The organism is Curtobacterium sp. PhB78 (assembly GCF_003751685.1).
GTDB lineage: Bacteria > Actinomycetota > Actinomycetes > Actinomycetales > Microbacteriaceae > Curtobacterium.
Map to the genome: position 1 here is coordinate 44,418 of NZ_RKIA01000008.1, position 18,046 is coordinate 62,463.

The 18,046-nt window shown below is 71.7% G+C and carries 17 protein-coding genes; 11 read left to right on the top strand and 6 right to left on the bottom strand.

Annotated elements, in window-relative coordinates; genetic code table 11:
• Nucleotides 1-7: 7 nt before the first annotated feature.
• Genes EDF53_RS17085 through EDF53_RS17095 form a run of 3 tightly spaced genes read left to right on the top strand, consistent with a single transcriptional unit; the run spans nucleotide 8 to nucleotide 3,134 of the window.
• The gene (locus EDF53_RS17085; protein WP_185021094.1) at nucleotides 8-559 is read left to right on the top strand and encodes a signal peptidase I; all 552 of its coding nucleotides are present in this window, start codon (nucleotides 8-10) and stop codon (nucleotides 557-559) included.
• Nucleotides 556-1,290 (top strand): hypothetical protein, encoded by a 735-nt coding sequence (locus EDF53_RS17090; protein WP_123294670.1) that lies wholly within the window; start codon nucleotides 556-558, stop codon nucleotides 1,288-1,290. Before EDF53_RS17085 ends, EDF53_RS17090 begins: the two co-directional genes overlap by 4 nt.
• On the top strand, nucleotides 1,287-3,134 hold the full coding sequence (locus EDF53_RS17095) for a choice-of-anchor G family protein (protein WP_123294671.1): 1,848 nt from the start codon (nucleotides 1,287-1,289) through the stop codon (nucleotides 3,132-3,134). The genes EDF53_RS17090 and EDF53_RS17095 overlap by 4 nt, the downstream gene beginning before the upstream one ends.
• A 67-nt stretch (nucleotides 3,135-3,201) precedes the next feature.
• Here EDF53_RS17095 and EDF53_RS17100 read toward each other — a convergent pair whose 3' ends face one another.
• A complete protein-coding gene (locus tag EDF53_RS17100; RefSeq protein WP_123294672.1) occupies nucleotides 3,202-3,648 on the bottom strand; it encodes a MarR family winged helix-turn-helix transcriptional regulator in 447 nt (148 codons plus the stop codon).
• Between the two features lie 121 nt (nucleotides 3,649-3,769).
• Between EDF53_RS17100 and EDF53_RS17105 the strand changes: the two genes are divergently transcribed.
• Nucleotides 3,770-4,753, top strand: a complete 984-nt coding sequence (locus tag EDF53_RS17105) for an AraC family transcriptional regulator (protein ID WP_123294673.1) — start codon at nucleotides 3,770-3,772, stop codon at nucleotides 4,751-4,753.
• A gap of 7 nt (nucleotides 4,754-4,760) precedes the next feature.
• On the opposite strand, the gene EDF53_RS17110 is transcribed toward EDF53_RS17105, so the two are convergent.
• Entirely contained in the window at nucleotides 4,761-5,792 is a 1,032-nt protein-coding gene (locus EDF53_RS17110; RefSeq protein ID WP_123294674.1) for a LacI family DNA-binding transcriptional regulator, read from the bottom strand.
• 145 nt (nucleotides 5,793-5,937) lie between these two features.
• Here EDF53_RS17110 and EDF53_RS17115 point away from each other — a divergent pair, with 145 nt between their 5' ends.
• The 4 genes from EDF53_RS17115 to EDF53_RS17130 all read left to right on the top strand — a co-directional run bounded on the left by EDF53_RS17115 (nucleotide 5,938) and on the right by EDF53_RS17130 (nucleotide 11,679).
• Nucleotides 5,938-7,236, top strand: a complete 1,299-nt coding sequence (locus tag EDF53_RS17115; RefSeq protein WP_123294675.1) for an ABC transporter substrate-binding protein — start codon at nucleotides 5,938-5,940, stop codon at nucleotides 7,234-7,236.
• 2 nt (nucleotides 7,237-7,238) lie between these two features.
• Nucleotides 7,239-8,261: a carbohydrate ABC transporter permease gene (locus EDF53_RS17120; RefSeq protein ID WP_111084878.1), complete on the top strand. Its 1,023-nt coding sequence runs from the start codon at nucleotides 7,239-7,241 to the stop codon at nucleotides 8,259-8,261.
• Complete coding sequence (locus tag EDF53_RS17125; RefSeq protein ID WP_123294676.1) at nucleotides 8,261-9,142, top strand: carbohydrate ABC transporter permease; 882 nt, start codon at nucleotides 8,261-8,263, stop codon at nucleotides 9,140-9,142. The genes EDF53_RS17120 and EDF53_RS17125 overlap by 1 nt, the downstream gene beginning before the upstream one ends.
• A 125-nt stretch (nucleotides 9,143-9,267) precedes the next feature.
• Nucleotides 9,268-11,679, top strand: a complete 2,412-nt coding sequence (locus EDF53_RS17130; protein WP_123294756.1) for a beta-glucosidase — start codon at nucleotides 9,268-9,270, stop codon at nucleotides 11,677-11,679.
• A 64-nt stretch (nucleotides 11,680-11,743) separates the two neighbouring features.
• Here the strand turns inward: EDF53_RS17130 and EDF53_RS17135 are convergent, their stop codons facing one another.
• Complete coding sequence (locus tag EDF53_RS17135) at nucleotides 11,744-11,923, bottom strand: hypothetical protein (RefSeq protein ID WP_123294677.1); 180 nt, start codon at nucleotides 11,921-11,923, stop codon at nucleotides 11,744-11,746.
• A 122-nt stretch (nucleotides 11,924-12,045) separates the two neighbouring features.
• On the bottom strand, nucleotides 12,046-12,900 hold the full coding sequence (locus tag EDF53_RS17140; protein WP_123294678.1) for a helix-turn-helix transcriptional regulator: 855 nt from the start codon (nucleotides 12,898-12,900) through the stop codon (nucleotides 12,046-12,048).
• A gap of 101 nt (nucleotides 12,901-13,001) precedes the next feature.
• On the opposite strand from EDF53_RS17140, the gene EDF53_RS17145 reads away from it, so the two are divergent.
• Both EDF53_RS17145 and EDF53_RS17150 read left to right on the top strand, forming a co-directional pair.
• Nucleotides 13,002-13,859 carry an aldo/keto reductase gene (locus EDF53_RS17145; protein ID WP_123294679.1) on the top strand — a complete coding sequence of 286 codons (858 nt, stop codon included), beginning with the start codon at nucleotides 13,002-13,004 and terminating at the stop codon, nucleotides 13,857-13,859.
• Between the two features lie 5 nt (nucleotides 13,860-13,864).
• Entirely contained in the window at nucleotides 13,865-14,542 is a 678-nt protein-coding gene (locus EDF53_RS17150) for a flavodoxin (protein WP_123294680.1), read from the top strand.
• Between the two features lie 3 nt (nucleotides 14,543-14,545).
• Here EDF53_RS17150 and EDF53_RS17155 read toward each other — a convergent pair whose 3' ends face one another.
• Complete coding sequence (locus EDF53_RS17155) at nucleotides 14,546-15,577, bottom strand: Gfo/Idh/MocA family protein (protein ID WP_123294681.1); 1,032 nt, start codon at nucleotides 15,575-15,577, stop codon at nucleotides 14,546-14,548.
• 72 nt (nucleotides 15,578-15,649) lie between these two features.
• On the opposite strand from EDF53_RS17155, the gene EDF53_RS17160 reads away from it, so the two are divergent.
• Entirely contained in the window at nucleotides 15,650-16,690 is a 1,041-nt protein-coding gene (locus EDF53_RS17160) for a LacI family DNA-binding transcriptional regulator (protein WP_221181229.1), read from the top strand.
• Between the two features lie 66 nt (nucleotides 16,691-16,756).
• On the opposite strand, the gene EDF53_RS17165 is transcribed toward EDF53_RS17160, so the two are convergent.
• Nucleotides 16,757-18,019 (bottom strand): MFS transporter, encoded by a 1,263-nt coding sequence (locus EDF53_RS17165; RefSeq protein ID WP_123294682.1) that lies wholly within the window; start codon nucleotides 18,017-18,019, stop codon nucleotides 16,757-16,759.
• Between the last annotated feature and the right edge of the window lie 27 nt (nucleotides 18,020-18,046).

The window sequence follows — 18,046 nt, forward strand, 5'->3', positions numbered from 1 at the left end:
CGCGGCCGTGCGCGGCTCCACCGCGCCGACGTCCTCCGACGAGGGCGCGGCGCCGCCCCGTCGTCCCGCCGACCGCGTCCGCTCCGTCGTCCTGACGGTCGCCGGCGCGATCGGACTCACGTGCCTGCTCGCCTGGGCCGCCGTGGCGTTCACCGGACTGTCGTTCGTCGTCGTCACCACCGGGTCGATGGCCCCGACGATCCCTGCGGGTGGGCTCGCCATCACGCACCGCGTCCCCGCGGCCGAGATCGCCGACGGGGACGTCGTCACGGTCCCGCGCGCTGGGTCGACCCTGCCCGTCACCCACCGGGTGGTCGCGGTGGACCGGGTCCCGGGGGACACCGCGGCGCGGTCGCTGACCCTGCGGGGCGACGACAACGCCTCCGACGACCGCGACCCGTACGTCGTCCGGCACGCCGGACTCGTGCTGGCGCACGCCCCCGGCCTGGGCTCGGTGCTCGTCGTGGTCACGAGTGCCCCGGCCCGTGGGCTGGCGGTCGCGCTCGTCGGCGTGCTCGTCGCGTGGGCGTTCTGGCCGGCCCGGCGGGAGGACTCGTGACCCGCGTCCTCGCCACCTCCGCGGCGGTCGCCGCGGTGCTCGTCGGTGCGACCGGGATCGGCACGACGGCGGTGGCGGTCGCCTCGACGGACTGGAGGCCCGTGGCCGAGACCGGCACGCCCGGCCGGCTGGTACTGCACACCGGTCCGGAGCCCCTCGTGCTGCCCGGGGCGGGGAACGACGCGGACGTCACGTGGCAGGTGCGGACGAGCGTCGACGAGCCCGGCCCGGTCACCCTCGACCTGCAGCTCACGGGGCGGGGCGGCCTGCCGGGCGGGACCGACGGCGTGCTCGTGTCGGTCGCGACGTGCGAGCAACCGTGGGGGGACCCGTCCGGAGCCCCCACGTGCGGCGGACAGACCGCCGCCCTCGTCGACGCCGTCCCCCTCGTCGACTGGGCGACGACCGCGCCGTCGGTCCGTGTGCCCGACCCGGACGGCGACGGCTCGGCGTACCTGCTCGTCCGGTTGTCCCTCGGTGACGCCGCGACCACGGTGCCCCGGACCGCCGAGGTCGGCGTCGGCGTGACCGCGCGCGGCGGGGACCCCGTCGTGGCCGGACGCCCGACGCACGGCGACGGCGACGGCAGTGGCGACGGCGGGGGCGACGACGTCGGTCCGGTCGTCCTCGCGATGACGGGCGGCGGGTTCGCGGGGCCGGTGCTCGTCGCGGTCGCGGCCGTGCTCGCCGGCGTCGCCCTCCGATTCCGACGCCCCGGGAGCCGGTCGTGAGCCGGCGTCCGCTGCACCTGCGCCGTGGACGGATAGCGGTCGTCACCGGCATCGTCGTCGCAGCAGCCCTGGTCACGCCCACCGCCGTCCCGAGCACCGCGTCGTGGTCGGACCGCGAGTGGGCGCACGGGGCCGTGGGGACGTCGTCGTTCGACTGCGGCACCGACGCGGACTACACGTCGACGGCCTCGAGCCGGTTCCTGGGCGGGAGCATCGCCGGCATCGACCTCGACGACGTCGCCACGGTGCGCGGGGTCGACGTCGCGAAGACCGGAGCCGCACCGGCATCGGTCGAGCCGGCCACCGCGCCCGAGCTCGGCACCGGCGGCCGCCCGTTCACGCAGGCGTTCGGCAACCCGCTCGACGTCGGGCTGCTCGGCGACGTGGCGGGCATCGACCTCACCGGTCTCGGCCTCGGACTGCCGGCCGGTTCGGCGGGCGCGGTGAACCAGGTCGCGACGGCGTCGGGCACCGGTGACGCGGTGGCGGCATCCGGGCTCGTCGCGGACTCCGGTGGCGTGCTCGTCACGCCGACGACCCCGTCCGGCGACCTGCCCGACCCGGCCTCGATCACGCTCGGCCGCGCACTACCGGGCATCGCGGACGTCACCGACGTGGGGCTCGACGTCGGTGCCGTCGGTGCGAGTGCGCAGCTCGCCGGGTGCGACGCGATCAGCGACGACGTGTGGGGCGGGGTCGTCCAGCGGACGCTCGCGACGAACCTGCGGGCCGCGGTGCAGCAGGTGGCAGCTGACAGCGGCCCCACCGGGCTCGAGCGCGACTACGGCATCGCGAGCCTCGACCTCCGTGTGGACAGCCTGCTTGTCGGTGCGCTCGTCACGGCCGTGAACGACACCGTGGTGCAGCTCGACGCCACGGTCGACGCGCTCGGTGGCACGGACGGGGTGCTCGCACGGACGATCAACCAGGGCGTGCTCGGGGTGCTCGGCGGGCTCACCGGCAGCCTCGGGCTCGGCACCATCGGGGGCACGGTCGAGATCACCGGGCCGGACCTGGCGGGCGCGGTCGCGCCGCTGCTCGCCGAACCCGTGCAGGACGCCGGCGGAACGTTGTCGCTCGACTTGTCGGCCGGATCCGTCCGGGTCGACCTCGCGCACCTGCTCGGCGACGACGAGCACGGGCTCAACGACCTGCCGCCCAACCACGAGGTGGTGCTCGACGCCGTCACCCTCGGTGCGCTGGCCGACCGGCTCGGGCAGGTGGTGGACGCCTGGGCGGGGAAGATCACGACCGCCCTGACGACCGCGCTCGGGTCCCTGCACGTCCGGATCGCGCTCGCCGCCGACCTCAGCGCACCCCTGGTGCTCGGCATCCGCGTGAAGATCGCCACGCTGTCGATCGGCGTCGACACCGGGGTCGCGGCGCTCATGGCGGGGCAGACGAAGCTGTCGGTCGGGGTCGCGCTGCTCGGACTCGACCTGGGTGGCCTGCTCGGCGTCGTGACCGGCCTCGCGACGTCGCTCGTGAACCCGTTGACCCAGGCGGTGGTGGGGACGCTCACGACCCGGTTGTTCGCACTCGTCGGGACGCTCGGCACGACGCTGACGACGACGATCGGCGGCCCGGTCGTCCGCGCGCTCGGGACGGTCCTCGCGTGGCTGCCCGGGGTGCTCTCGCTCCGGGTGAACGTGCAGCAGGACCGCACGGCCGCCCCGACCCCGGCCGGCCGTGCAACGACCGGGCAGTACACGCAGACCGCACTCCGCCTGTCGATCGCGGACGCCCTGGTGCCCGGGGGACTGGCCCGCGTCGACCTGGCCAGCGCCGTGGTGGGGCCGAACTCGGTGTCGCTCGTCGGAACGGCCCGCCCCCGAGATAGGTAGCATCGTTACCTAGCTGCGCATGGTGGACAATCACCGGAGTCGCACGCTGACCGCCCGTAATCTGCCGTCAGGGGCTCGGGGCGCCGAGGTCGACGGCCGCGATGATGCGGTCGACGATCCGGACGAACCGGACCCTGTCCCGTTCCGAAAAGGAGGCCAAGAGCTCGTGCAGGTGCTTGTTCGTGCCGTCCATGGCGATCGAGTAGTCGCGTCTGGCGGTCTCGGTCAGCTCGATGTGGCGACTCCGTCCGTCGGCCGGGTTCGGCACGCGGCTGAGGTGTCCGCTCTGCTCGAGTCGGTCCACCATGCCGGTCACCGCCGGGCCGGTCAGGCCGAGGTGCTTCGCGAGGTCCTTCACGCGGACGGTCCGGTCGGCCGCTTCGGCGCGGGACACGAACTGCAGCACGGTCAGGTCGCTGCCCGAGACGTCGAGCTGGTCGCGCAGCCGCGCTCGCAGTGCGGACACTGCTGCTTCGAGTCGGGTCAGCGCCGCCACGAGGTCGAGATCGCTCACGAGCGCGCCCCCTTCGAACCGATCGGGTCCGCGCCACCGTACGCCGTGCTCACCGGGTCAGCGTATCCACATAACGAGTCGCACGGTCAGGTTCGGGTGTCCGGCACCGGGGCGTTGCACCGTGACTGACACGTACGAGGCCCCACCTGCCGGCGGACGCGCGAGCGAGTCGGTGCGCTTCGAGGTGTCCGGCACCGATCCGGAGTCGGCGGCGCGTGACCTGGCCACGGTGCACGGCGCCGACCAGTGGTCCGCCCAGCAGACCGGCAGCGAGTTCCTCTACCGCTACACCGCGGTCGGCGACACCGAGATCAGCATCCGTCGGTCCCAGATGCGCGGCGTCCTGCGCGGTGCGATGCCGATCAGCACCGACTACATCGTCGCGTGGATGACGAGCGGCAGCGCCCACCTCGACGTCGGCGGGCAGCGGGTGGACCTGCACCGGAACGTGCCGACGCTGCTGCCCTGCGACACCGCGTTCGTCTTCGCGGCCGAGGACCACGACCAGCGTCTGGTGCACCTCGACCGGGAGCTCGTGCACCGGGTCGCCGGCGAACAGCTCGACCTGGGCGACCGCCCGCTGCGCTTCGACCACACGCGCGAACCGGACAACGCGATGTACGGCCGGTGGCAGGGTGCCCTCGCCGCGCTGTCCCGCGCGCTCCGTGTCGGCGGTCCGGACTCCGACACCTGGGTCGCGGCGAAGTCGCTCGCGATCGCCGCGTTCCTCGAGACCTTCCCGCCGCAGCTCGACGACCTGCCGGCGGAACTGGCCCTGCCGCGGAACGCCCGCTTGCGCGCCGCTGTCGAGTACATCCACGCGCACGCGTCCGAGACCGTGACCATCGCCGACCTCGCCGCGGTGGCCGGCCTGAGCGTGCGGTCGGTGCAGGAGTCGTTCCGTCGGGTGTTCGACGTGTCGCCGCTCACCTACCTGCGGGACGTCCGTCTGGACCGCGTGCGCAGCGAACTCCTCGCACTCGACCCGCAGGTCGGAGCGATCGGCGACGTCGCCCGACGCTGGGGGTTCGCGCACCTCGGCCGGTTCTCGGCGTCGTACGCAGCCAGGTTCGGCGAGTACCCGAAGCAGACCCTGCGCCGCTAGCCGGGGGTCAGGCCCGCGGTGCGGGGCCGGTGCTGGAACGCACCCGCAGCGTGGTCGACAGACGGACGTGGTCCGACGCGGCCTCGCCACGGAGCATCGTCAGCAGCATCTCGACCGCACGGGACCCGAGTTCGGCCAGCGGCTGCGACACGGTGGTGAGCGGCGGGGTGGTGATCGACGCCTGGGGGACGTCGTCGAACCCGACGACGGACAGGTCCTCCGGCACCCGCAGGCCGAGCTCCGCCGCGGCTCGCAGCACACCGACGGCCGACGAGTCGTTCGCGGCGAACACCGCGGTCGGTCGCTCGTCCATCGTGAGCAGGTCGCGCGCGACAGCCGCGGACTGCTCCTCTTGGTAGTCGCCGTCGCGGACGAGCCGCTCGTCGATCGGGAGTCCGGCGGCGGTCAGTGCGGAGCGGTACCCGGCCTCGCGCAGCTGGGCGGACGCCAGATCGACGCGGCCGCGCAGGTGCGCGATCCGGGTGTGCCCGAGCGCGAGCAGGTGCTCGACGGCCTGGACCGCCCCGCCCTCGTTGTCGGCGTCGACCGTCGCGTGGCCCTCGGGCCCGGTGTGCGGGTCGATCGCGACGACCGGGATCGACGAGCTCGACAGGGCCGTGGTCGGGGTGACGACGATGGCGCCGTCGATGAGGGTGCCGGACAGGCGGGACAGCGACCGGCGTTCCCAGCCCGGGCGGTCGGCGCCGGTCATCAGGCCGGCGTAGGCGAGCAGCTCGTAGCCGGTGCCGGTCGTCGCGCTCGAGATGCCGCGCAGGAGCTCGGTCGAGAAGGGCTCGAACTCGGGCACCAGGATCCCGACGACCCCGGTGCGGGAGCTCCGCAGACTGCGGGCGACCAGGGACGTCTCGTAGCCGAGGTCGGCGACGACCTGCTGCACGCGGATCATCGTGGCCGCGGCGACGCCGTCGCGCTGGTTGATGACCTTCGACACGGTGGGGATCGAGACCCCCGCGACCCGTGCGACGTCGCCGATCGTCACCCGGCCGGCACCGGGACGCGCGCCGAGTGCCGAGTCCATGTGCTCACCGTACCGCTGATGGCATGTCGAAACGGCGTAGAAAACGTTATCGATATCGATTGACAAGCGGCAGGAGCACCTGGCACGCTCTCCGCAGCGGCAGTGGATGTCGCTGCATGTCAACGACGACACGAGGAGTTCCACGATGACGAGGAAGATCCGTGCCGCGGCAGCCATCGCGCTGATCGGGGCGACAGCACTGGTGGCCACGGGCTGCTCGGCAGGCGGCAACGCGGCCGACGACGGCAACGGGAAGGTCACGATGACCTTCTGGCACAACTCCACCACCGGACCGGGCAAGGCCTACTGGGCCTCGACGGTCAAGGCGTTCGAGGCGAAGTACCCGAACGTCACCATCAAGACCCAGGCGATCCAGAACGAGGACCTGGACGGCAAGCTGCAGACCGCGCTCAACTCGGGCGACGGACCGGACGTCTTCCTGCAGCGCGGCGGCGGCAAGATGGACGCGATGATCGCCGCCGGGCAGCTCATGGACATCTCCGACTCCATCAGCGCCGACGCGAAGAAGTCGATCAGCGCCGGGACGTTCGCGGGCTACGAGAAGGACGGCAAGACCTACGCCATGCCCGGCGCCGTGCTCCCCGAGGGCATCTGGTACTCGAAGGACCTGTTCCAGAAGGCCGGCATCGACGGCACCCCGACGACGATGGACGAGCTGAACGACGACATCGCGAAGCTCAAGGCCGCCGACATCGACCCCGTCGCCGTCGGTGCGAAGGACGCCTGGCCCGCCGCCCACTGGTACTACAACTTCGCGCTGCGCGAGTGCAGCCAGAAGACGCTCGAGGGCGCGGCGAAGTCGCTGAAGTTCGACAACGCCTGCTGGACGAAGGCCGGCGAGCAGCTCGAGGACTTCACCGCGACGAAGCCGTTCAACGACGGGTTCCTGACGACCGCGGCCCAGCAGGGTGCTGGCAGCTCCGCCGGACTCCTGGCCAACCACAAGGCCGCCATGGAGCTCATGGGGGCGTGGGACCCGGGCGTGATCAGCTCGCTCACCCCGGACGGCAAGCCGCTGGCCGACCTCGGCTGGTTCCCGTTCCCGACCATCGACGGTGGCAAGGGTGACCCGAAGTCGATGATGGGCGGCGTCGACGGCAACTCCTGTTCGGCGAAGGCCCCGAAGAAGGCCTGCACGGACTTCCTCAACTTCATCGTGCAGAAGGACAACCAGGAGGCCTACTACACGGCGTTCCAGGCCATCCCGGTCAACCAGGAGGCCCAGTCGGTCGTCGACGCGGACTACCTGAAGTCGGCGCTCGCCGCCTACCAGGACGCGCCGTTCGTCTCGCAGTACCTGGACACCCTGTACGGCCAGAACGTCGGCAACGCGCTGAACACCAGCGTCGTCGACCTGCTCGCCGGCAAGGGCAGCGCGAAGGACATCGTGGACACCACCAACCAGGCTGCGGCCAAGGGCTGACCATGACCCTCGACACCTCGCTCGGCACGACACCGGCCACCGGGTCGGACACGGCCGCGGGGACGTCCCCGGCGGGGAGCGGTACGCCGCTCCCCGCCGGACGGCGGTCCACGCGCCGCATCGCGGACTGGCGGAAGCGCGTCGAGATCGCGGTGCTCGCCGGCCCCGCGGTCATCGTCTTCGTCACCTTCGTGATCCTGCCCGTGGTGCTCGCCGCCTACTACGGGTTCTTCAAGTGGCAGGGCTACGGCCCGCCCACCGACTTCGTGGGGCTGCAGAACTACCTGATCATCTTCCAGGACAAGGCGTTCCACGCGGTCCTGATGCACAACGGCTTCATCGTCGTGCTGTCCCTCGTGCTGCAGGGGCCGATCGCCATCGTGCTCGCGCTGCTGCTCAACCAGAAGATGCACGGCCGCGGGCTCGTCCGCGTGCTCGTGTTCGTGCCGTACGTCATCTCCGAGGTGATCGTCGGCACCGGCTGGAGCCTGATGCTCCAGTCGAACGGCGCGGTGAACGACCTGCTCCAGGGCATGGGGCTCGGCGGGCTGCGGGCCGACTGGCTGTCCAACCCGGACATCGCCATCTGGACCCTGCTCGTGATCATCTCGTGGAAGTACATCGGCTTCGCGGTGATCCTGTTCCTGGCCGGCCTGCAGAGCATCCCCGAGGAGCTGTTCGAGGCCGCGGCCATCGACGGCGCCGGGTACTGGCAGATCCAGCGGCGGATCACCCTGCCGCTGCTCGGCCCCACCATCCGGATCTGGGCGTTCCTGTCGATCATCGGCTCACTGCAGCTGTTCGACCTCGTCTACATCATCTGGGGGCAGTACATCTCGTCGACCGCCGGCACCTCGACGATGGCGACGTACATGGTCGCCAACGGTCGCACGTCCGGCAACTTCGGTTTCGGCAGCGCCGTCGCTGTGGTCATGTTCGTGATCTCGCTCGCCGTCGCTCTGATCTACCAGCGCTTCGTGCTCCGCCGCGACACCGCGGGTGCACTCACCGAGAGGAAGAACTGATGGCCACCACGAGCATCGTCGCCCCCGGGCGGCGGGCCACGCGGGAGCGGCGGTCCAGCGCGGCCATCGGTCGCGCGAACCCGCTCACCTACCTGGTGGCGATCCTGTTCGTCGCCGCGAACCTCGCCCCGGTGCTGTACATCGTGCTGGGCGGCTTCCGGACGAACTCGCAGATCACCACGAGCCCGGCCGGGCTGCCAGCGCCGTTCGAACTCGGCAACTACGGATCCGTCCTGTCCAGCGGGATCTTCTGGCAGCAGCTCGCGAACTCGACGATCAGCGCCGTGACCACCACCGCGGGCGTCGTCGTGCTCGGACTGATGGTGAGCTTCGTGCTCGCCCGCTACCGGTTCGCCGGCCGCGGTGCGCTGTACGCCCTGTTCGCCGCCGGTCTGATGTTCCCGATCACCGTCGCGATCACGCCGCTGTACCTGCTCGTGAAGGACCTCGGTCTGACGAACAGCCTGGCCGGCGTGATCCTGCCGCAGATCGCCTTCGCGCTGCCGACCTCGGTCATCATCCTGGTGCCGTTCCTGCGGGCGATCCCGGACGAGCTCGAAGAGGCAGCGTCGATCGACGGCGCCAGCCGCCTCGGGTTCTTCTTCCGCATGGTCGTGCCGCTGTCGCTGCCGGGCGTCGTCACGGTCGGCATCCTGGCGTTCATCGCGAGCTGGAACAGCTACATCCTGCCGCTGTTCATCCTGAACAACGAGGGCAGCTACACCCTGCCGCTCGGCGTGCAGGCGTTCTCGTCGCAGTACTCGGTCGACACGGCCAAGGTGCTGGCGTTCACGTCGATGTCGATGATCCCGGCACTGGTGTTCTTCACCATCTTCCAGCGCCGCATCGTCGGCGGCCTGACCGGGGCGGTGAAGGGGTGACGACGACGGACGCGACCCGGGACACCGGACGCCAGCCGCGCCTCCAGGACGACAACGACGCACCCGACGCACACGACGCACCCGACGCGACCGGACCCGACCGCGCCACCGCCCTGCTCGCCGCCATGACGCTCGACGAGAAGGCGGCGCAGCTCGTCGGCTACTGGCTCGACCAGACCGGCGTCGTCGCGCCCATGCAGGGTGAGATGGCGGCGGCCGCCGACGGCCGCACCCTGGCGGACATCACCCGCGACGGCATCGGCCAGTTCACCCGCGTCTACGGCACCCGACCGGTCGAACCCGACGACCGCGCGGCGTGGCTGTGGGCGGAACAGCGGCGACTCAAGCGCGAGACCCGGCTCGGGATCCCTGCGCTCGTGCACGAGGAGTGCCTGACCGGGCTCGCAGCGTGGAAGGCCGCGACGTTCCCCACCCCGCTGGCGTGGGGTGCGGCCTTCGACCCGGAGCTGGTCGAGCAGGTCGGCGCCGCCATCGGCGCGTCGATGCGGCAGCTCGGCGTGCACCAGGGCCTGGCGCCGGTCCTCGACGTGATCCGCGACCCGCGATGGGGGCGGGTCGACGAGTGCATCGGCGAGGACCCGTACCTGGTCGGCACGGTGGGGACCGCCTACGTGCGCGGCCTGCAGTCGGCCGGCGTCGACGCGACCCTCAAGCACTTCCTCGGGTACTCGGCCTCGCAGGCGGGGCGGAACCACGCGCCCGTGCACGCCGGGCCGCGCGAGGTCGCCGACGTGTACCTGCCGCCGTTCGTGATGGCCCTGCGCGACGGGGGCGCCCGGAGCGTCATGAACTCGTACGCCGAGATCGACGGCGTGCCCGTCGCGGCGAACGGCGAACTGCTGACCGGCCTGCTCCGTGACGAGCTCGGCTTCGACGGCACCGTCGTCGCCGACTACTTCTCGGTCGCGTTCCTCGAGGTCATGCACGGCATCGCCGCCGATCGTGGCGAAGCCGCGGCGCTCGCGCTCGAGGCGGGCATCGACGTCGAGCTGCCCACCGGGGACGCGTACCTCGCGCCGCTCGTCGAGCGGGTGCGTGCCGGTCTGCTCGACGAGCGCCTGGTCGACCGGGCGGTCCTGCGGGTGCTGCGGCAGAAGGAGCGACTGGGGCTGCTCGACCAGCAGGCGTTCGAGGACGAACCGCCGACCGGCATCGACCTGGACACCCCGCTGCACAGGTCGTTGGCGAAGCAGTTGGCGGCGCGGTCGCTGGTGCTGCTGTCGAACGACGAGGTGGTCGCTGGCGCTGGCGCTGGCGCTGGCGCTGGTGCTGGCTTGCCGGCGGCCGCGCCCGTGCTCCCGCTGCGCGTCGGGGCGTCCGTGGCCGTCATCGGCCCGAACGCCGACCGTGCCGAGGCCCTGCAGGGCTGCTACTCGTTCGCCAACCACGTGCTCGCGTCGCACCCCGACCTGCCGCTCGGTTTCGCCATCCCGACCGTGCGCGAGGCGATGGTCGACGCCCTCGGCGACGACGCCGTGCGCTTCGCCGCGGGCTGCGCCGTCACCGGGTCCGACCGTGCCGGGTTCGCGGACGCCGTCGCCGTGGCCGCCGCGTCCGACGTCGCGGTCGTCGTCGTCGGCGACCAGGCCGGCCTGTTCGGCCGCGGCACGGTCGGCGAGGGGAACGACACCGAGTCGCTCGACCTGCCGGGCGTGCAACGCTCGCTCGTCGAGGCGGTCGTCGCCACCGGCACGCCGACCGTGATGGTGCTGCTCACAGGGCGGCCGTACGCCATCGGGTGGGCGCTCGACGGCGGCGGCGACGGCGTCGTCGCCGCCGGCCCGGCCGGCGCGGGACGTCCGGCCGCCGTCGTGCAGGCCTTCTTCCCCGGCGAGGAGGGCGGCACCGCCATCGCCGACCTGCTCACCGGCGCCGCATCGCCGTCCGGTCGCCTGCCCGTCTCGCTGCCCCGTGCCGCCGGCGCCCAGCCGTACACGTACCTGCACCCGCGGCTCGGGGGGCCCTCGGACGTCACCGCCGCCGACTCGACGCCGGTCCGCCCGTTCGGCTTCGGCCTCGGCTACACGACGTTCACGTACGACGACCTGGTCGTCGACGCGTCCGTCCGCTCCGACGCCGTGTTCGAGGCATCCGTGACCGTCCGCAACACGGGCGCACACGCGGGCGAGGACGTCGTCCAGCTCTACGGCCACGACGTGCACGGCAGCGTCACCCGACCCGAGGTCCAGCTGCTCGGCTACGCGCGCGTCGCGCTCGCCGCGGGGGAGTCCACCCGGGTCCGCTTCTGCGTCCCCGTCCAGCGGTTCGCGTTCACCGACCGTCGCATGCGCCGGGTCGTCGAACCCGGTGCCGTGCAGGTCTGGGTCGCGTCCCACGCGGCGGCGTCACGACCGGGAGGCCCGGTGCCGGCAGGCGGGATCGTCGCGTCCGGCGACGGGCCGGTCCGACACCCCGTCCCCGGCTCCGCGACGGAGCGCGCCACGGTCGACGTGACGGGGCCGGTGCACGAGGTGACGCTGGACGACCCGCGGGTCGTCGAGTGGACGGTGGCCTGAACCGGGGCTGCGCCGACGGGGCGGGCCGTGCGGACGGATCAGGACACACGGACCGTCGCCGCGCTCAGTGCTCCTTGACGTTGTTGCCGTCGGGGTCGCGCACGAACGCCGTGTCGGCGCGGTACTCGGGCCAGTACCGAGGTTCGTGGCGCGAGACTCCGCCGGCTGCGACGGCCGCCCGGTGGAACGCGTCGACCTCGGTGTGGCTCGCGGCCTCGAACGCCAGGTGCAGGCCACGGGTCACCGCCGCTGTCGCGGGTGCGGTCTCGAGCGAGACGCTCGGAGTGTCCTGGCCGGTGACCCAGTACTCCGCGATGGAGTCGGTGCGGTAGGCGACGACCGGGCACGGAAGGGACGGTACCCGGGTCAGCTCGTGGCGGAGGTCGCCGACAGGCTGCCGAGCAGGGTGAGACGTTCTTCGGTGGGGGACCCGGCTGTCGCCGTGCAGGCGTACATGGTCCACCCGGGGCTGTCGGGCAGGTCGAACGCCTCGTACGTGAACTCGAGGTCGCCGACGTCGGGGTGGTGGATCCGCTTCGCGCCGGTGCGGTGGAACCGGACGTCGTGGGCAGCCCAGCGGGCCCGGAACTCGTCGGATCGGGTCACGAGCTCCCCGATGAGTCCGGTGAGGTCCTTGTCGTGCGGGTGTTGTCCGGCAGTCTGTCGGAGCGTCGCGACGATGCTGTTCGCGCCCGCCACCCAGTCCGGGTAGAAGGTCCGGGCCGCAGGGTCGAGGAACGTGAAGCGTGCGTTGTTGCCCTGCGCGCCCGGGGCGTCGAGGACCGGCGCCAGGAGCGCCCGGCCGAGCGGGTTCGTCGCGACGATGTCCATCTGCCGGTTCCGCACCCACGTCGGTGTCCCGGTGACCGTGTCGAGGAAGCGCTGGAGACTCGGACGCACGACCGGTTCCGCCGTGGTGGTCCGCCGACGGAGCGGGGCCGGAGCCGCGCCGCGGGCGAGGTCGTGCAGGTGCTCGGTCTCGGCGTCGTCCAGTTGCAGCGCACGGGCGATCGCCTCGAGGATCTCGGTCGACACCCCGGAGAGGTTCCCGCGCTCGATCTTTGCGTAGTAGTCGATGCTCGTCCCCGCGAGCATCGCGACCTCCTCGCGACGGAGCCCGGGGACGCGCCGCCGACCGCCGCTGATGAGGCCGGCCTGCTCGGGCGTGATGCGAGCACGCCGGGTGCGGAGGAAGTCGCTGACCTCGGCCTGGTTGTCCATACTCCTCACCGTACGACGACGCGCTGTAGTGGAGGAGTGACTGCTGGTACACGGAAGAGCCCGCCCTCCCACGCACGCCGCCGCGGGGGTCTCATGGAGTCATGGCCAACACGACTCCCACAGTGACCCTCAACACCGGTACGACGATGCCGCAGCTCGGCTTCGGCGTCTACCAGATCCCCGCCGACGAGACCGAGCGGGCCGTCACCGATGCGATCACGGCCGGCTACCGACTGATCGACACCGCAGCCTCGTACGGCAACGAGGAAGCCGTCGGCCGGGGCATCGCCGCCAGCGGTGTGCCCCGCGACGAGCTGTACATCACCTCGAAGCTGTGGATCCAGCGCCGCGGCGAGCACGGCGCCCGTGACGCGATCACCACGTCGTTGCAGAAGCTCGGCCTGGACTACCTCGACCTGTACCTGATCCACCAGCCGTTCGGTGACTACTACGGCGAGTGGCGTGCCCTCGAAACGGCGCACCGAGACGGCCGGCTCCGCGCGATCGGCGTGTCCAACTTCGCCGCCGACCGACTCGTGGACCTCATCGCGTTCGCCGACGTCGTGCCCGCGGTGAACCAGATGGAGACGAACCCGTTCCACCAGCAGGCCGACTACCAGGAACTCTTGCGGGGCGAGGGCGTGCAGCTCGAGGCATGGGCGCCGTTCGCCGAGGGCAAGAACGACCTGTTCACCAACCCGGTCCTGTCCGAGATCGGTGCGGCGCACGGCAAGTCGGTCGCGCAGGTCGTGCTCCGGTGGCTCGTGCAGCGCGGCGTCGTGGTCGTGTCGAAGTCCGTCAAGCCCGAGCGCATGCAGCAGAACCTCGACGTCGTCGACTTCGAGCTCACCGACGAGCAGATGGCGACGATCGCCGAGCTCGAGGCAGGCGAGTCGCAGTTCTTCTCCCACGTCGACCCCGACATGGTCCGCTGGCTCACCGGCCGCGCCGAAGCCTGATCTGCATGCCCGGCCAGCAGCCCACCCGCCGCCAGGTGCTGCGGACCGCCACAGCGAGCACGCTCAGTGTCGCCGTGGGTGGGCTGTTGGCCGCGTGCACCACCGCGCCCACTCCGTCCACCACCCCGAGGAGCACCGTGTCCCCGACCGCGCGCGACGACCGCGTCCTGCTGGCGTACTTCTCCCGACCCGGCGAGAACTACTGGAACGGCGGTCGGCGCACGATCGACACGGGCAACACCGAGGTCCTCGCCGGTCTGATCGGTGACCGGATCGACTGCGACGTCGTCCGCATCGAAGCCGCCGACCCCTACTCCGACCGCTACGACGCCACCGTGGCGCGCAACAGCACGGAGCAGGACGACGACGCCCGTCCGGAGATCGCGAGCGAACTGCCCGATCTGCGCGCCTACGACACGGTGCTGCTCGGGAGCCCGATCTGGAACGTCCAGCCGCCGATGATCATGGCGACCTTCGTGGAGGCCGTCGACCTGTCCGGCAAGCGGCTGCTGCCGGTCGTCACGTACGCGGTGAGCGGTCTGGGCTCCACCGAGTCCTTCTACCGCGACCTCGACACCGGGGCGACGCTCGGCGAGGGGCTCGCAGTGCGCGGCGAAGACGTCCGCGAGCGCGCTGCCGGAGACGACGTCGACCGGTGGCTGCGGAACGTCGGGCTCACCTGACGGTCACGGGGCCGCAGCGATCGCTGCCCGGGCCGTGTCGATGACCCGCATCACGCCGACGACATCGTCGTGCGTGTGCACCGGCGACTCGATCCGCCCCTCGGCTGCGAAGGACGCGAGTGCGGTGGCCTGGTAGGCGAGCCCGTCATGCAGCACCTCGAGTCGCTGGTCCGTCCAGGTCGCGGACTCCGACGCCGCGAAGTTCCCACGAACCGCGGTGATCGACGAGGGCCCGAAGAACGGGCTGCCGACGTCGATGCGTCCCTCGGTGCCGACGACCGAGGCCTGCACGGGCAGCGCGGTCTCGAGCGACGTCGACAACATCGACCGGGCTCCGCCCGCGTACGAGAGCAGCAGGTCGGCGCGCACGTCGACGCCGCCCGGACCGCTCGCCCCTTCGACCAGCACGCGGTCCGGGGAGCCGAGCACCGAGGCGGCGAACGAGATCGGGTAGACGCCGGCGTCCAGCAGCGCGCCGCCGCCGAGCTCCGGCGCCCACAGGCGGTGCCCCGGGTCGTACGGCATCACGAACCCGAAGTCGGCGGTCACGAGCCGGACGGTGCCGATCGTGCCGTCGGTGAGCAGTCGCCGCATGATGTCCGACTGCGGCAGGTACCGCGTCCACATCGCCTCCATGACGAGCACACCGGCGGCCCGTCCCGCACCGGTGATCTCCTGCGCCTCGGCAGCGGACATCGCGATCGGCTTCTCGATCAGGACGTGCTTGCCGGCGGCGATCGCAGCGAGGGCCTGCTCGCGGTGCAGCGGGTGCGGGGTGGCGACGTAGACGACGTTGACCTCGGGGTCGGTCACGAGCGCCTCGACACTCGGCACGGTCCGGTCGATACCGTGCTCCTTCGCGAACCGTGCGGTCTTCGCAGCATCACGGGCGGTCACGGCGATCACCCGCTGCGGCGTGTGCCGGTGGATCGCGGTGACGAACTTGCCGGCGATGCCAGTGCCGATCACGCCCCACCGCAGGGCCGGAACGGCGTCGGGGTCGGGCAGCACCGGGGTGGGCAGCGTCAGGGTCATCGTCGTCCTCTCGCAGGGATTGGCTCGTGCCATCGCAGCCTACGCGTCCTTCGCACGTGCCAGACTGGCCGGGTGACGACGGGGACCGACGACCTGCCGGAGCGGCGCCCCACCGGCGGCCGCCTGCCGACGATGCGCGACGTCGCCGAGCACGTCGGGATGTCCCGGCAGCTCGTCTCGCTCGTGCTCCGCGGTGCGCCCGGACCCAGCGCGGAGTCCCGCGACCGGATCCTCGCGGCGGCGGCCGAGCTCGGCTACCGCCCGCACACCTCGGCCCGGCTGCTCCGCGAGGGCCGCACGCGGCTCATCGGCGCGGTCTTCAGCATGCGCAACCCGTTCCAGGTCCGGTTCGTCGAACGGCTCTTCGCCCGTGCCGCCGAGCAGGGCTTCGGCGTCGCCCTCGGCCCCGCCGGTGCCGAGCGCTCGACGGACCAGGTGGTGGCCGACCTGCTCGGCGAACGCGTCGAGGCCCTCGTCGTGTTCAACCCCGACCCCGACGCGACCGCGCTCGAGGAGGCGAGTCGCCTCGTGCCGGTCGTGCTCCTCGGCGAGTGGACGGACGCCCCCTACGCCGACAACGTGCACGTGGACGAGACCGGTGGGCTCCGCGCCGCGGTCGAGCACCTGATCGGTCTCGGTCACCGCCGCATCGCCTACGTCGGTGGCGAGGACGGGCTGGTCGGCCTCGATCGTGCGACCGCGTACCGTGCCGCGATGCAGGGCGCCGGACTCGCAGCCGAGACCGACGTCGTCCCCAGCGGCTTCAGCGAAGAGGATGGCGCCGCGGCCGCCCGCACGCTCGTCGCCCGCGACACCCTGCCCACCGCCGTGGTCTGCTGCGGTGACCAGTGCGCCACCGGCCTGCTCGCCGTCTTCGCGCAGCACGGTGTCGACGTGCCGGGACGGGTGTCGGTGGTCGGCTTCGACGACAGCTACCTCGCGTCGCTCAGCTACCACCGCTTGACGTCGGTGCACCAGGACGTCGAGGCGACGGTCGACGCGGCGCTGGCTGCCGTCCTCGACCGGACCTCGGGAGGCGGTGGCGAGCGTCGTCGTGTCGCGACACCGACCCGCTTCGTGGTGCGTGCGTCGACGGGTCCTGCCGAGCGCTGAGCCGGAACGACGTGGTGGACGTCGTGCGACGTCGACCACGTCGTTCCGGGTCGGGGTGGCTGCCGCTCAGCGCACGCTGCGGATCGGGATCACGACGAGTGCGCCGACGAGTGCCACGATGCCGGCGCCCCAGAGCAGCACCGGGTAGTTGTCACCAGCGCCGACCCCGAGCAGCAAGGCACCGAGTGCCGGCGCGAACGACTGCGGCAGGGAGTTCGCGATGTTCATGACGCCGAGGTCCTTGCCGGGCTTGTCCTTGTCGGGCAGGACGTCGACCACCAGGGCGTTGTCGACGGCCACGTAGATGCCGTAGGCGAAGCCCATGATCAACTCGGCGACGTAGAACACGGTGACGTCCTGCGCGTAGACGAGCACGACGAGGCCCACGCCGAAGAGCAGGGTCGAGCCGCCGACGAACACCTTGCGGCGCCGCAGCCGGTCGGACAGCCAGCCCGAGAACGCCGTGCCGATCATGAGTGCGATCGTGTAGAGGAGGACACCGAACGCCACTGCCGAGGTGGCGCGTTGCGCGGTCATGCCGAGGTGGTCCTGCATGTAGAACAGCCGGAACGTCGTGAACAGGAACGTGGCGAGGATGATCAGGAACCGCGACCACCACGCCAGTCCGTAGTCGCGGTGCGTGATCGGGTTCGTCCAGAAGGTCTGCACGATCGTGAGCCACGAGAACGGCTTCGGTCGGACCTCGGGGATGCGGTCGGGGGTGACGAACGCGTACACCAGCACGCAGAGCACGCCGAGGATGCCGGGCAAGATGAACAGCAGCGGCAGGTTCTCGACCAGCAGGACGGCGGCGTACGTGCCGGCGAGCACGGCCAGGTTCTGCGCCAGCCCGATCACGCTCGAGGCGCGGCCGCGTTGCAGCTCGGGCACGTTGTCCGCCCAGCTGGCCATCATGGCCGAGTAGGCGGCGTTCGACCCGAGCTGGCAGATGATCCACGCCACGGTGAGCATGCCGACGTTCGGCGAGTACGCCACCATGGCGAGTCCGCCGAGCAGCACCAGGATGCCGCCGAGTAGCCACGGGCGGCGGCGCCCCCACCGCGTCCGGGTTCGATCACTCAGGGCGCCGAACAGCGGGTTGCCGAAGATCGCGCCGAGCGATCCGAGCGGCAGCGCGACGGCGATCACCGAGGCGGGGTCGTCGGGGTTCAGCGCCTGGGCCTTCAGTTGCATGCTGACGTAGACCGGCGACAAGATCGCCACGTAGATGCCGAACTGTGCCAGTCCGAGGGCGGTCAGGTACCAGTTGCTGACGTGGTTGGTCGGGGTGGCGGTGGTGAACGGGTGCGCCGGCAGCCTTGTCGACATCGACTCCTCCTCGGGTCGTGTGCACGT